General features: G+C 60.5%; 9 protein-coding genes. 6 read left to right on the forward strand and 3 right to left on the reverse strand.

Annotated elements, in window-relative coordinates:
- The first annotated feature begins 48 nt into the window (after positions 1 to 48).
- From QEO92_RS01715 to QEO92_RS01730, 4 genes are all read left to right on the forward strand, one after another.
- Positions 49 to 1,146 (forward strand): polyamine ABC transporter substrate-binding protein, encoded by a 1,098-nt coding sequence (locus QEO92_RS01715; RefSeq protein ID WP_037158625.1) that lies wholly within the window; start codon positions 49 to 51, stop codon positions 1,144 to 1,146.
- Positions 1,147 to 1,218: 72 nt separating this feature from the next.
- The gene (locus tag QEO92_RS01720; protein ID WP_227701950.1) at positions 1,219 to 2,376 is read left to right on the forward strand and encodes an ABC transporter ATP-binding protein; all 1,158 of its coding nucleotides are present in this window, start codon (positions 1,219 to 1,221) and stop codon (positions 2,374 to 2,376) included.
- Between the two features lie 16 nt (positions 2,377 to 2,392).
- Positions 2,393 to 3,304, forward strand: coding sequence for an ABC transporter permease subunit (locus tag QEO92_RS01725; protein WP_037158619.1), 912 nt, complete (start codon positions 2,393 to 2,395; stop codon positions 3,302 to 3,304).
- Between the two features lies 1 nt (position 3,305).
- On the forward strand, positions 3,306 to 4,124 hold the full coding sequence (locus tag QEO92_RS01730; protein ID WP_227701951.1) for an ABC transporter permease: 819 nt from the start codon (positions 3,306 to 3,308) through the stop codon (positions 4,122 to 4,124).
- 22 nt (positions 4,125 to 4,146) lie between these two features.
- Here QEO92_RS01730 and QEO92_RS01735 read toward each other — a convergent pair whose 3' ends face one another.
- Entirely contained in the window at positions 4,147 to 5,931 is a 1,785-nt protein-coding gene (locus tag QEO92_RS01735) for an AsmA family protein (protein ID WP_227701952.1), read from the reverse strand.
- Between the two features lie 221 nt (positions 5,932 to 6,152).
- On the opposite strand from QEO92_RS01735, the gene QEO92_RS01740 reads away from it, so the two are divergent.
- Positions 6,153 to 8,105 (forward strand): acetoacetate--CoA ligase, encoded by a 1,953-nt coding sequence (locus QEO92_RS01740; RefSeq protein ID WP_227701953.1) that lies wholly within the window; start codon positions 6,153 to 6,155, stop codon positions 8,103 to 8,105.
- Positions 8,106 to 8,362: 257 nt separating this feature from the next.
- On the opposite strand, the gene QEO92_RS01745 is transcribed toward QEO92_RS01740, so the two are convergent.
- Positions 8,363 to 9,961: an ABC transporter permease gene (locus QEO92_RS01745; RefSeq protein WP_081953024.1), complete on the reverse strand. Its 1,599-nt coding sequence runs from the start codon at positions 9,959 to 9,961 to the stop codon at positions 8,363 to 8,365.
- A 114-nt stretch (positions 9,962 to 10,075) separates the two neighbouring features.
- Positions 10,076 to 13,900 carry an ATP-binding protein gene (locus QEO92_RS01750; RefSeq protein WP_227701954.1) on the reverse strand — a complete coding sequence of 1,275 codons (3,825 nt, stop codon included), beginning with the start codon at positions 13,898 to 13,900 and terminating at the stop codon, positions 10,076 to 10,078.
- A gap of 236 nt (positions 13,901 to 14,136) precedes the next feature.
- On the opposite strand from QEO92_RS01750, the gene QEO92_RS01755 reads away from it, so the two are divergent.
- Positions 14,137 to 14,583, forward strand: a complete 447-nt coding sequence (locus QEO92_RS01755; protein ID WP_227701955.1) for a phasin — start codon at positions 14,137 to 14,139, stop codon at positions 14,581 to 14,583.
- The last annotated feature ends 31 nt before the right edge of the window (positions 14,584 to 14,614 follow it).

Consider the following 14,614-nt stretch of genomic DNA (forward strand, 5'->3'; position numbering starts at 1 on the left):
TTGCGCACGGCTCCATAACCGCGCGGAAAAACTGGAACTGGAGAGATCATGAAAAACCGTTTGCTCAGCCTCGCCGCAGCCCTGGCCGCGTCGGCATTTTCCGCGAATGCTGTCATGGCGCAGGAGCGGGAAGTCCATGTCTACAACTGGTCCGATTACATCGATGAATCGATCTTGGAGGACTTCACCAAGGAGACGGGCATCAAGGTCGTATATGACGTCTTTGACAGCAACGATCTTGTCGAAACCAAACTGCTGGCCGGCGGTTCGGGTTACGACGTCGTCGTTCCGACAGCTCCCTTCCTCGCACGTCAGATCCAGGCCGGCGTCTTCCAGAAACTTGACAAATCCAAGCTGCCGAACCTTTCGAATATGTGGCCGCAGGTCACGGAACGTCTCGCCAAATACGACCCCGGCAATGAATATGCCGTCAACTACATGTGGGGCACCACTGGCATCGGCTACAATGTAGACAAGGTTAAGGCCGCCCTTGGCGACGTGCCTGTCGATAGCTGGGATGTGCTGTTCAAGCCGGAGAATGCCGAGAAGCTGAAATCCTGCGGCATCAACATCCTCGACGCTTCCGACGAAACCTTTGCGATCGCGCTCAATTATCTCGGCAAGAACCCTGACAGCAAGGAGACGGCCGATCTGGAAGCGGGTGGCGAGGTCTATAAGAAAATTCGGCCCAACGTAAGGTCGTTCAACGCTTCAGCCTATATTGATGAACTCGCCAATGGCGACATTTGCGTCACGATCGGCTGGTCGGGCGATATCCTCCAGGCGAAGAGCCGCGCCGAGGAAGCCAAGAATGGCGTCAATGTCGAATATGTCATTCCGAAGGAAGGCACCTATATGTGGTTCGACAACCTCGCGATCCCCGCGGATGCGAAGAACGTCGAAGAGGCGCATGCCTTCATCAATTATCTGATGAAGCCGGAAATCATCGCCAAGGCCTCGAACTACGTGCAGTATGCCAACGGCAATCTTGCTTCCCAGAAATTTATCGACAAGGAAGTGCTCGAAAACCCGTCCGTCTATCCGCCGGAAGACGTCGTTTCGAAACTTTTCACCATCTCGCCTTACGGGCCTAAAGAGCAGCGCGTGCTGAACCGGGTCTGGACGCAGATCAAGACCGGTAGCTGAACAAAGGCGGGGCAGGCGGAAACGTCTGCCCCGAATGCTTTCAGGCTGTGATGGGGCGAAATGGGGCAAGGCATGGCGAAATCTCTTGGACCGGTAAAGCGCAAATTCTCTCCCTGGACCGATCCCTCGGCCGTTCCTTTCATCCGTTTCGAGAATATCACCAAGCGCTACGGTGATTTCACTGCCGTCGACAATCTGACCCTGGATATCTACGAGCGGGAATTCTTCTCGCTGCTAGGCCCTTCCGGTTGCGGCAAGACGACGCTGATGCGCATGCTGGCCGGCTTCGAGGAACCGACGGAGGGCCGCATCCTGCTGCAGGGCAAGGATATTTCCGGCGTGCCGCCCTATCGCCGGCCCACCAACATGATGTTCCAGAGCTACGCGCTCTTCCCGCACATGACGGTTGAGAAAAACATAGCCTTCGGCCTCGAACAGGATGGTCTCTCGAAAGTGGAGATCGCCACGCGCGTCGAGGAAATGCTGAAGCTCGTCAAGCTGGAGCCCTTCGCCAGGCGCAAGCCGGCGCAGCTTTCGGGTGGCCAGCGTCAGCGCGTCGCGCTCGCCCGTTCGCTGGCCAAGCGTCCGAAAGTGCTGCTGCTCGACGAACCGCTCGGCGCGCTCGACAGGAAGCTGCGCGAAGAGACGCAGTTCGAGCTGATGGACATCCAGACGAATCTCGGCCTCACCTTCCTGATCGTCACCCATGACCAGGAGGAGGCGATGACCGTGTCCGACCGCATCGCGGTGATGGACAAGGGCGTCATCATGCAGGTGGCGACGCCGGCGGAAATTTACGAGGCGCCGAACAGCCGTTACGTCGCGGATTTCATCGGCGACATCAACCTTTTCGAAGGCACCGTCTCATCGACCGAAAGCGCGCTTGGCGCGCCGGGGGCCGTGCGGATCGATTGCGATGGCATCACGGTGGCCGTCGAACAGGAATGCCAGGCGGTGAAGGGCGACAGGGTGACCTTCGCGATCCGGCCGGAAAAGGTGCGTATCTCGCCTGACCAGCCGTCCGATACCTTCGTCAACGCCGTCTACGGCGAAGTCTGGGACATCGGCTATCTCGGGGATTTTTCCGTCTTTCTGGTCAAGCTTGCCGACGATCGCATCGTCCGCGCCGCCCAGGCCAACGTCTCGCGCCTTGTCGACCGGCCGATAACCTTCGGCGACATGGTGTGGCTCACCTGGCCGCTCGATGCCGGCCTTGTTCTGACACGCTGAGCGGGAGAGAACGGATATGGCGAGCGTTTCCGAAACCCATGCCGCCAACAAGCCTGGCCCCGCCCGCTGGCTTGTGGTCTTGGTGCCCTATCTCTGGCTGTTGCTCTTCTTCGTGGCGCCCTTTTTGATCATCTTGAAGATCTCGCTGTCGGATACGGCGATCGCCATGCCGCCCTATGTGCCGGTCTTCCAGGGAGCGATCGGGGATTTTATCTCCAGGCTGGATTTCGAGAATTATCTTTTTCTGACGGAGGACCCGCTCTACATCAGGTCCTACCTGTCGTCGCTCAGGATCGCGCTGATCTCCACCCTCCTGCTGCTGCTGATCGGTTATCCCATGGCGCTTGCCATGGCCCGCGCGCCTTCGATGCTCAGGCCGACCCTGGTGATGCTCGTCATCCTGCCCTTCTGGACCTCGTTCCTGATCCGGGTCTATGCCTGGATCGGCATCCTGAAGCCGGACGGCCTTCTGACGTTGCTCTTTCAGACGATCGGCCTCATGGGACCGAACGAGCAGGTGCAGATATTCCGCACCGATATCGCCGTCTTCATCGGTATCGTCTATTCCTATCTGCCCTTCATGGTCCTGCCGCTCTATTCGGCGCTGGAGAAAATGGACAATACGCTGCTGGAAGCCGCGAGCGATCTCGGCTGCACGCCGCTGAAGGCATTCTGGAAGATCACGTTCCCGCTGTCGCTGCCGGGTGTCGTCGCCGGCTCGCTGATCTGCTTCATTCCGATTACCGGCGAATTCGTCATTCCGGATCTTTTGGGCGGCGCCGATACGCTGATGATCGGCAAGACGCTCTGGACGGAGTTTTTCGGCAACCGCGACTGGCCGCTCGCATCGGCCGTGGCGGTAATCCTCCTGATCCTGCTGGTCGTGCCGATCGCGATCTTCCAGAACCAGCAGAAGAAGGTGGCCTGAAATGAAATCGTCTCGTTTCGACGCCACGGTCCTGACGCTGGGTTTCGCTTTCCTCTATATCCCGATCATCATCCTGGTGATCTATTCCTTCAATGCTTCCCGTCTGGTGACGGTCTGGGGCGGCTTTTCGTTTCAATGGTACCGCACGATGTGGTCGAACCAGGGCCTGATGGACGCCGCCTGGATTACGGCACGGGTCGGTGTCCTTAGTGCCACGATCGGTACCGTTCTCGGCACGCTTGCGGCTCTTTCGCTCGTGCGTTTTTCCCGCTTTCCGGGCCGGATGCTGTTTTCGGGCATGATCTATGCGCCGCTCGTCATGCCGGAGGTCATCACCGGCCTGTCCTTGCTGCTGTTGTTCGTAGCGGTTGGGATCGACCGCGGCTTCTGGACGGTCGTCATCGCGCACACGACGTTCACCATGTGTTATGTGGCGATCGTCGTGCAGTCACGCCTCATGACCTTCGACCGCAGCCTGGAGGAGGCGGCCCTCGATCTCGGCTGCCCGCCGGTCAAGACCTTCTTCAGGATCACTCTGCCGTTGATCATGCCGGCGGTGATCGCCGGCTGGATGCTTGCTTTCACGCTGTCGCTTGATGATCTGGTGATCGCGAGTTTCACGACCGGCCCCGGCGCGACGACCCTGCCGATCAAGATCTATTCCCAGGTGAGGTTGGGCGTGACGCCGGAAATCAACGCCATCTGCACCATTCTCATCGGCTTGGTCACGCTCGGCGTCATCGCCGCGTCGATCAGCACAAAACGGGCTGAGCTTCGCCGCATCCGTGACGAGCATGTCGCGCTGCGCGGGGCGACCTGATGGGGCAAGTGCAGCAGGACCGTTATTGAGCGGGCTTGGCTGGAGTTTGCGAAATCGCCCAGATGACCGGGTTCGGCCAGGACCCGCCGATGAAGACGATGAACGGCGTGACGTTCGGGGTCGAGGTCGTTGGCTTAATGCTGGCGGAGAGCGCCAGACTGTTGCTGGCATAGGGAATAACGCCGGAAAGTGAGAGCGTTTCTCCGCCGCTAATGACTTTGCCGTCCAGAATATCGGCCGAACCGCCTTCAAGATTGGCCGATATGTCGATGCTGTCGAACTCGAAGTTGCCGCTGCCGGCCTCGCTGAGAGGGAAGTAAGTTTTCTGCGTCGCAAGCCGCCGGACGCCCGCGAGGTTCACGCCTGGCAGGAAACCACGTTCCGTGCGCAAGCGGATGCTTCCCTTTCCGTCCCGCCACGCCGTGGCAGTCAGCGGCTGGTCGGTATCAAGCGACAGGTCCAGCGATCCGCGCGCGATGGGGAGTGGCCCGGCCAATCCGAGTTCGCGGACGATGTTGCCGAAGTCGGCACTCTGAACGGAAAGCCGCAAGGCGATCCCGCCGGCTCCTTCGTTCTTGATCGTGGCGATCCGGCCGGTGAGGCGCCCGGTTTCGAAATCGCTGTCGGCAATGTCGATACGAGACTGGTCTGCGGTCTTCATCACGCTGATGGCAGCCTCGGAGAGCTGGAAGGGACCGAGCCTTGCCTGCTGTGCGGAAAGTCTGAGGTCGAGTTCAAGGCCACTGTGCAGATCAACGTTGCCATTGGCATCTTTCATGCCCGAGGGGGCGATCGCATCAAGAATCCCGGAAAGATCCATCCGGTCGAATGCGAGTGTGCCGGTCAGTCTCGGCAATCGGTTCGACGGAAGCAGAAGATCGAGGATGCCCGTCGCCTTCGCGTCATTGAGGCCGAGGGACAGGTTCTCGAAGCGCAGGAAATCGTCATTGGTCACCAGCCGGGCGTTGAACGAAAGGCTTTTCAACCGTTCAGCACCGGCGAGTCTTACGCTGGCCCAGTCCATGAGCGCGGGAAGATCGGGAACCGTAAAATCGGCCTCGCCGGAAAGGAAACCGTGAACGGCAAGGTTGGCAACGCCATCGAAGCGACCGTGGAATAGATCGGACCGGATTGTGCCGGATGCATTGCCGCTTTTGCCGGAGAGCAGCAGCAGGGGTTGCGTTGAACTCATGTCCAGGCTCAGCCTGCGACCGTTGAATTCCGCATCGGCTATTATCTCAAGGCGACGGGAAAGCCAGGGCCATTGCAGCGTACCATTGATGGCCGAGAAATGCGTGACGTGGCCGCTCGAAACATCGGAAATTTCCAGAATCCCGTTGGTGATGCGGACCTCGCCCATTTGGGCGTCGTCATCGGAAGCGAGTGCCTGACCATTGCCGTCCGCCTTGGCGTCCCGAACAGCACGACTGAGCAGTCCGTCATTTGCCCAATCAAGTCGCCCGCTCGCATCCCGTAAAACGTAGATTTCCGGACGGGTGAGGCGAAAATCCTGGAACTCCGGCTTGCCAATCACGGCTTCGAAAAGATCGAATGAAGCGGAAAGCCGCGACACCCGCCCGAGTACCCGCTCGCCGCTCTCCGTCGGCTTGCGGATTGTGATGTCTCGCAGCGTGATGCGCGGCTCGGGCCAGAACCGGATGTCCGGTTGCCCTTCGATCGTTACATTGTGGCCTGTCCATTGGGCAACCGCCCGCTCCATGCCCTCCCGCACGGCGGTCGAGGAGATGAGGAATGGCGCGACGACCTGAAAAAGCGCAAAAAGGCTCAATACGGAGAGGGCGGTCATCAGCAAGCGTCGCCACCGCCGGCCAAGCGGGCGGCGCAAGTTTTTCAAGAGATTTCCAAACCCGTTGGTGTGCATGGTTCAGGCGAATATAGGAAATGACGACCCTGCGCAAATCCGCGCCACGTCCTGCTGCTGTCCTCTTTATCATGCGGTGCAACATGCTATACAGGCCGACGCTTGGGCTTCGCGCTCGCAGTACACGGATGGGAGGAGGATTGGGAATGGGCAACGAACAGCCGCTATGGAGCCCCTCGAAGGAAGCGCAGCAGAAGACGCCGCTTTTTCACTTCATGGAATGGTGTGCGGAGCGCTATGGAAAGAGCTTTCCGGATTACGATTCTTTTTACACGTGGTCGATCATGGAGCGCGGCGATTTCTGGTCGGCGGTCTGGGAATTCTGCGGGGTCAGAGGCGAGCGGGGGGCTCGCGCGCTGATCAACGGTGAGGACATGCTCGCCGCCCGGTTCTTCCCCGATGCGAGGTTGAACTTCGCCGAGAACCTTCTGACCGGAACCGGCGCGGGTGACGCGCTGATCTTCCGCGGTGAGGACAAAGTGAGCTACCGCTGGTCCTGGGACAGGCTGCGCGAGGAAGTTTCCCGCCTGCAGCAGGCTTTCAGGGCGCTCGGCATAGAAAAGGGCGATCGTGTCGCCGCCATGATGCCCAACATGCCGGAGACGATCGCATGCATGCTCGCCACCGCCTCGATCGGCGCGATCTGGTCCTCCTGTTCGCCCGATTTCGGCGAGCAGGGCGTGCTCGACCGTTTCGGCCAGATCGGTCCGAAGCTCTTCATCACCTGCGATGCCTACTGGTACAACGGCAAGCTCCAGGATGTCGCCGCCAAGGTGAAGGCGGTTTCCGTGGTCCTGAAGGCACCGGTCCTCGTCGTGCCCTATGCCGGCGATGCGCCGGCGCTGGCCGCCTCGCTTGCCGATGGCCGGACGCTTGCGGATTTCGCGGCGCCCTTCGAGGAGAAGGCGATCGAATTCGAGCCGCTGCCCTTCTCGCATCCACTTTACATCCTCTTTTCGTCTGGCACGACGGGGGTGCCGAAATGCATCGTCCATTCGGCCGGCGGCACGCTCCTGCAGCACCTGAAGGAACATCGCTTCCATTGCAGTATAGAGCCCGGCGAAAAGCTCTTCTATTTCACCACCTGCGGCTGGATGATGTGGAACTGGCTGGTCTCCGGCCTTGCGGTCGGCGCCACGCTCTGCCTGTTTGATGGCTCGCCTTTCGCACCGGACGGCAATGTGCTGTTCGACTATGCGCAGGACGAGCGGTTTGCGGTGTTCGGCACATCGGCAAAGTATATCGATGCCGTTCGCAAGGGCGGTATCGTGCCGAAAGAGAGCCATGACCTTTCGGCGCTTCGGCTGATGACGTCGACGGGTTCGCCGCTCTCGCCGGAAGGCTTTTCCTTTGTTTACGAAGGCATCAAGAGCGATGTGCATCTCGCCTCGATCTCGGGGGGGACCGATATCGTTTCCTGTTTCGTGCTCGGCAACCCGCTGAAGCCCGTCTGGCGCGGCGAGATCCAGGGGCCTGGTCTCGGTCTGGCCGTCGATGTCTGGAACGACGATGGCAAACCGATACGGGGAGAGAAGGGCGAGCTCGTCTGCACCAAGGCCTTCCCTTCCATGCCGGTCATGTTCTGGAACGACCCGGACGGAGAGAAATACCGCGCCGCCTATTTCGAGCGTTTCGACAACGTCTGGTGCCACGGCGATTTCGCCGAGTGGACCGAGCATGGCGGCATCGTCATCCATGGCCGCTCGGACGCGACGCTCAATCCCGGCGGCGTGCGCATCGGCACAGCCGAGATCTACAATCAGGTGGAGCAGATGGAAGAGGTCGCGGAAGCGATCTGCATCGGCCAGGATTGGGATGATGATGTGCGCGTCATTCTCTTCGTCCGCCTTGCCCGTGACCACATGCTCGACGATGATCTCGTCAAGGCGATCAAGAACCGCATCCGCACCGGCGCCTCGCCCCGCCATGTGCCGGCCAAGATCATCCAGGTCACCGATATTCCGCGCACCAAGTCGGGCAAGATCGTCGAACTGGCGGTCCGCGACGTGGTGCATGGCCGGCCGGTCAAGAACAAGGAAGCTCTCGCCAACCCGGAAGCGCTCGACCTGTTCGCCGGCCTTGCCGAATTGAAGAACTGAATGCGGGCATCAAGGTGTGTCAGGATGATGCATCCCGGAGGGAAATTCCCAAAAATGGGCGCCGTTAACCTCCCGTTAAGCCGCATTGATCAAAAGTGGCGCAACATGGACTCATCCGGTGTATGGAAGGCGCGTAGCCGCGAGCTTTCATAGACATGATGTCTCCACCGACCCTCGTTGGACAGCATTTAACTTTAAAGGCAGCTTTGGCTGCCTTTCTTTTGAAATGATCTGCACTTTTAGATTGCTGTCACGACTTAATGCAATTTGTCCAGGGATCGCGAAACCAGCACTACGGGAATGAGTCCGGCCAGGACGATGATGATTGAGGCGACGGATGAATCTTCGATCCTCGCTCGCGAAGCGTCTTCGTAGACGAGGGTCGCAAGTGTGTTGAAGTTGAACGGGCGAAGCAGGATCGTCGCGGACAGTTCCTTCATAGTTTCAATGAAGACGAAGAGTGCAGCGGTCAGCAGTGCGGGGCGCATGTTGGGTAGAAGCACTGACCAAAGCGTCTGGCGGCGGTTCCGACCGAGCGCACGAGCCGCCATATCGAGATGCGGCGAAAGTTTCTGAAAGCCGGCATCGAGATTGCCCTCCGCCATGGTCATGAACCGTACCGTGCAGGCATAGACGATCGCAAATCCGGTGCCCGAAAGCAGAAGTCCGGTCGAAATTCCAAAGCTGGTCCGCAGGAGGCCGTCGACGGCATTGTCGAAGCCGGCAAGCGGAATGAGAACGCCGATGGCCAGCACCGTACCCGGAACTCCGTAGCCGAGAGAAGCAGCCCGTCCGGCAAAGCCCGTCAAAGCGGATCGTTCGCTGCGGGCAGCATAGGAGAGGATGAAGCCAAGGCAGACCGCACAGAGAGCCGCCGCCGCCGAGACGGCGACGCTGTTCCAGAATGCATTGATGAGCCGCGGATCGGCAAAGTCCTCGATGCGTGCCACTGCAAAGCGGCCCATGACCAGGAACGGGATGAGGAAGCCGATCGCCACAGGCAGGGCGCAGAAGGCGGTCGCGAGCCAGGCCCTTGTTCGGGGAAGCTGCGGCCGGGTGACACCACTGGCAGGCGCGGTCGTCCTGTTGCCTGCAAAACGTTGCTGGCGGCGGGCGGTGCGCTCGATGAGGATCACCACAGCGACGAAGAGCAGCAGGATGGCGGCGATCTGCGCTGCGCCGGAAAGACTGCCGCGGTTGAGCCAGGTATCATAGATCGCAAAGGTCAGCGTATTGACGCCGAGGAATTCCACCGCGCCGATATCGTTCAGCGTCTCCATCATCACCAGCGTCAGGCCGATCATGATCGCCGGCCGTGCCATCGGTATCTGCACCTTGAGGAATACGCGAAGCGGTCCGGCACCGAGCGTGCGCGCGACATCGGCGGCCGCGCGTCCTTGCATCATGAACATCGATCGGCAGGCGAGATAGACATAGGGGTAAAGCACGGAAGAAAGCACGAGCACCGCTCCGCCGAGCGAGCGGATATCCGGAAACCAATAGTCGCGGGCTGTCCGGTAACCAAAGATTTGCCGGTACCAGGTCTGCATGGGCCCTGTGAAATCCAGGAATTCTCCGAAAGCGTAGGCGGCGAGATAGGAAGGGATCGCAAGCGGCAGCACCAGGGCGGCGGAGAGCAGCCGGCGACCGGGAAACTCGAAGCTCGTCACCAGCCAGGCTGTAAGAATGCCGAAAATGGCGGTCACCATTCCGGTGAAGAACAGCAGCCGGATAGTCCTGCCAGTGGCGCGCGGCACGACGTTGGCGATCACATGCTGCCAAGTGTCGTCGCCGCCCGATGCGGCAATCCAGATGATGGCCAGGATCGGCATCGCGACGATGACCGCTATCCCCATCGCGATCAAGGACAACGATCGGCGTGGCTGACGCGCTTTTGGCGCCACGACGGGAGATACTGAAACCTGCAAACTCCACTCCTCTTTATAGGAGGAGTGCTAAAGCGCGCCGGCTCAGTTCGCAAGCACCCTTGGCGAGGGGAAGCTGATTTCCACCAGCGTGCCCTCGTTCGGCGCGGAGGTGATCGCAAAGGCGGCCCGGTTCGCATCCACCATCGCCTTGGTGAGCGGCAGGCCAAGCCCGGTGCCGTCGCCACGCCTGCGGGAACTGCCTGCTACCTGCCGGAACGGCTTCATGGCAAGCTCGAGTTCCGAGCGGGTCATGCCGATACCCGTGTCGCGGATGCGCAGCACCACGTTGCCGTTCGGCTCGTAGGCCGTCGAGACGACGATCTGCCCGCCCGAAGGCGTGAAGCGGATGGCGTTCGACAGGATGTTGAGCACGATCTGCTTGATCGAGCGAAGATCGGCGACGACAGGCGGCACGGCATGCGACAGCGCGGTGCGGATGATCACCCGCTGGCTGTTTGCCTGCGGCTGCACCAACGAGACGGCTTCCGAAACAGTCTCGTTGAGGCCGACGGAGACGAAATCGAGTTCCATCTCGCCCGCTTCGATCTTGGAAATGTCGAGCAGGTCGTTGACGATGTCGAGCACATGCCGGCCCGAGCGGCCGATGTCGTTGGCATATTCGACGTAGCGCGGGTGGCCGATCGGCCCGAAGCGCTCGGTCGCCATCATGTCGGCGAAGCCGATGATCGCGTTGAGCGGCGTACGGATCTCATGGCTCACATGGGCGAGGAACTCGCTCTTGTGGGCATTCGCCGTTTCGGCGGCCCGCTTGGCGGTGCGCAACTCGTCTTCCGTGCGTTTCCACTGGGTGATGTCGCGGATGACGGCGCAGTAGCCGTTGGAGGAGGTGAGCTTGCCGATCGTCATGAAGAGCGGCAGGAATCCGCCCGATGCCTCGCGGCCGATCACCTCCCGGCCGTCGTTCAGCACGCTCGCGACGCCGTGGCCCGAAAGCCCGCTGAGGTAATCCAGAATGGCCCGCTGGCTTTCATGCGCAAAGAGCGTGACGAAGGGTTTGCCGTTGATTTCTTCGTTGTCGTAGTTGAAAAGCGCGCTCGCCGCCCTGTTCAGGGAACGGATATCGCCTTCCGCGCCGATGATCACGACACCATCGGTCGCCGTTTCCAGGATGGCGCGCAGTTCCTCCACTTCGACCTGGAGCCTTGCCAGTTGGTCGGCGGGCCGCAGGGGCCGAATCGGGATGACCTCGCTCGCTTCGCCGCTCTCGGATATTGCCGAACTTTCGGCGGAGACGGGCATCAGGGCCAGCATCAGCGCGGTTGTATCGTCAAAGCGGACGGACTGCAGGCGGGCCGTCACCGGCACGATGACGTCGTCGGCCCGCACGACGACCATGCCGCCGGCCTCCGTCGTCTTGCCTTCCAAATCCTGGCGCTGCAGGAGCGCGTCAAGGCCGCCGACTTCCACCAGTGCATCGATAGACGCATAGCCGGTGAGCCGTAGGAATTCCGGATTGCCGTGGATCAGCCGGTCGCCGCTATGTATCAGAAGCGCGACCGGCATCTGGTCGATGATTTCGGCGGAAAAACCGATCCTTTCCCGCACCGGGATCATCCGGTTCAGGATCTCGCGGTCGGAAAACTCCGGTTGCAGGTCTGCCGGCTCTTCCGCAGCCGTCTCACTGTCCTCGGCTGGCCCGTTCGGCATATCGGCCAAAGCCTCGTTCGCTGCCCCTGCGAAAGCCGCCGCTTCGGCGTCGGAAATCTCTTCTTCGAGAGCGGCCTGCTCTTTCGATGTGTCCTGCGCCTCGATCAGGCTTTCCGGCGAAGCATCGTCAACCGCTTCGGGTGCTGTAAGGTTGAAGCCTTCGCCCTGCGGCGTTTCGGCCCCCTTTGCAACCGGTTCGGTCCGCTCCACGGCGGGCGTTTCCGGTTCAGCCGGAGTTTCAGGCGTTTCCTCGTCGCGTCGACCGACGAAATCGTCAAGCTGGCGGGCAATCTCGCGAAATGCCGCCTGCTCGCCGGGCGTCAATCCATCGCGGCGGTTGGAGCGCCGCTCTTCGAGCTGGATCACCTTGTCGGAATGGCGACGGCCAGGATTTTCCACGATCTTAAGCGCAGGGCGTTCGCCTTCCGGCCAGTCGAGCAGGGAGGGGGCCCGTCCGCCGAACGCGGGCGCCTGAGCCTCCTCCGATGGCCGATCCGAAGAGCGCTCTTCGGCGGCGTTTTCTTCGTCAGGCTGGAGGGTGATCTCTTCCGCCTGCAATTCAGGCGCTTCCTGCAAAGTCTCAATCGGTTCTGCGGTCGTATCTGTCTCCGGCCCGACGGCGTCCTCCGGTACGGTGCGGGTCAGCGTGAGGCCGATTGCGTTCGGGTCCTCGGTCGCGTCGCCGATCCGCACGATGCCGAACCCTCGGAAACCGTCGAACTCGCGGGTGCGCGTATAAGTCGGCAAGGCGGCAAGATCGACCGGCACCATGAGCGATGTTCCCTCGACCGGCCACCAGATGGTCTTGCCGGACCAGGTATCGCGCTTGTTGAGCAGTTCTGCGATCTTTCCGTCCGGATCGAGATGGAAGAGCGCGGCGAGATCGGTAAAGGCCATGCCGTTGATATCAGCCGCATGCGGGCCGACCGCATCGGCGAATTCGCTCGAAACCTCGCTGAACCGGCCCTCCGCATCGATCTTCCAGACAAAACGGGTGGCACGGCCGTCGCGGCGGAAGGCGAAGGCCGACGGTTCGGATGTAAGAGTGCGGACCACGGGTGTTCTGGATGCGGACTCGGCATCGATTGCGGCTGCGGGTGCAGCCTGTTCGACCGCAACGACTTCTGTAGTCTCCGTGTCCGGAACGAGTTCCTCCGTCGGTTCCACCATGTCTGCCGTTCCATCGGCGGGTGCGGTGGATAAGGTCTGGTCGGTCGTCTCCTGTGCGGCCTGTATCATGGGCTCCTGATAGGCAGGTGCCGGCTGAGAGGCTGGCAGATCTCCACCGGTTTCGAGCGAGATTTCCTCTTCCGGTTCCTCTGGGTCTTCGATCTCGGAAACGGCGGCAATCGCTTCCTCATAGGCATCGATTGGCACGGCCTCAACCGTGAAATCATCGTTCTGCTCGACGGCTACGGAAGGAGCAAGTTCCTCTGTGGCGGCAGGATCAGTCACGCTTTCCGTAGCTGCATCACTGGCCGGGATAGCCGGTGCCGCCTCTCTCGGTTCATAGCCGGTTTCCGTCGCGGATCGGCCATGCGTGGTCTCGACGGTGAAGAGGAGGTGCAGAGCCGGCTTGTCGGAGAGTTTACCGATGGCGGCCGGCAGATAGCCCTTCGTGGTGGGGATCGGCCGCTTGACGAGACGGGCGGGATCGCTGCCTGCCATGATGGTCAGCATCCTTGCCGTCTGGGCCGTGACGCCGAGACCAGCAAACTCGATGGATGCGGCAAGCACGTCGCCATTCTCGTCGATGACCGCCATATGGGTGTCGGGGTCATCGAAGCCCTCGATCATGCGGGTGGCGCAGGCCAGCGGCGACAGTTGCCCCTTTTCCACCGGCGCACTGAACAAGACCGCCGTTTCGCCCTGGACCTGGATAAGCTCGCAGACGGCCTGTACTGGAACGCGCTGGAAGCCTGAGGGGACACGGATGGTGAAATGGCGGATATCGCCGACCATGCTAAGCTGTCGCGCCGCCACTTCCGTCTGGCGGAAGGCGATGTCGACGCGATTCGGTCCTTGGTCGAGGAAGTCGTAGATGGAGTCGAAGCCGAAAAGATCGGCACCCCGACCATTGGCCCAGAGCGGGCTCTTCATGTCGGGGGAGAACAGCACGATCGCTTCGCCCGCCGCAAAGCGATCGCGCACGCGTTCATGCACGGCAATATCAATGAACGGGTATTGAACTGCGGACATGAGTGAAACCTATAGGGCGTTTGTAACCGTATTTCTGCGGAATTTAACAGATTGTTAATAACCCCCCACCGCATTCGGGTCGAGAGCGGCGATACCCAAACCTGCGATAGGGTTAATTTCGGAAATTGTTAATTGTGCAGCGCACAATGATATTGCAATGCACAATGACATCGACTATATAAGAGGCATGAGAGCTTCGGTTGTGCCGAAGAAAACGCCAACGAGGACCTGAAACGATGGCATACAAGACCGACGACATCTTTTCTTTCTCCGCTTTCGATCCGTCCAAGCTGACTGAAGGCTTCCGTGAATTTGCTGAAAAGGGCGCCACCCAGTCTCGCGAAGCTTATGCTAAGATGAAGACGGCTGCCGAGGAAGCCACCAAAACGGTGGAAACCACATTGCAGTCGGCCCAGGCAGGCTCTGTCGAGCTTGGCCTCAAGGCCATCGACGTGATGCGCACCAATGCCGATATGTCGCTCTCGCATATGGAAGCGCTGCTTGGCGTGAAGTCCGTTTCCGAATTGATCGAACTGCAGACAGCTTACATCCGCAAGCAGGCTGAAGTCACCGTCGAGCAGGCCAAGTCCCTGCAGGACGCCACCCGCAAGCTCGCCGAAGACGTTGCGAAGCCGGGCAAGGACGCTGCCGAAAAGGTCATGGCAACCTTCAAGGCTGCTTGATGCTCGAATTGGTTTTTTAAGAAGAGGCCGG

Source organism: Neorhizobium petrolearium (genome assembly GCF_029854435.1).
In the GTDB taxonomy this organism is placed as follows: Bacteria; Pseudomonadota; Alphaproteobacteria; order Rhizobiales; family Rhizobiaceae; genus Neorhizobium; species Neorhizobium petrolearium.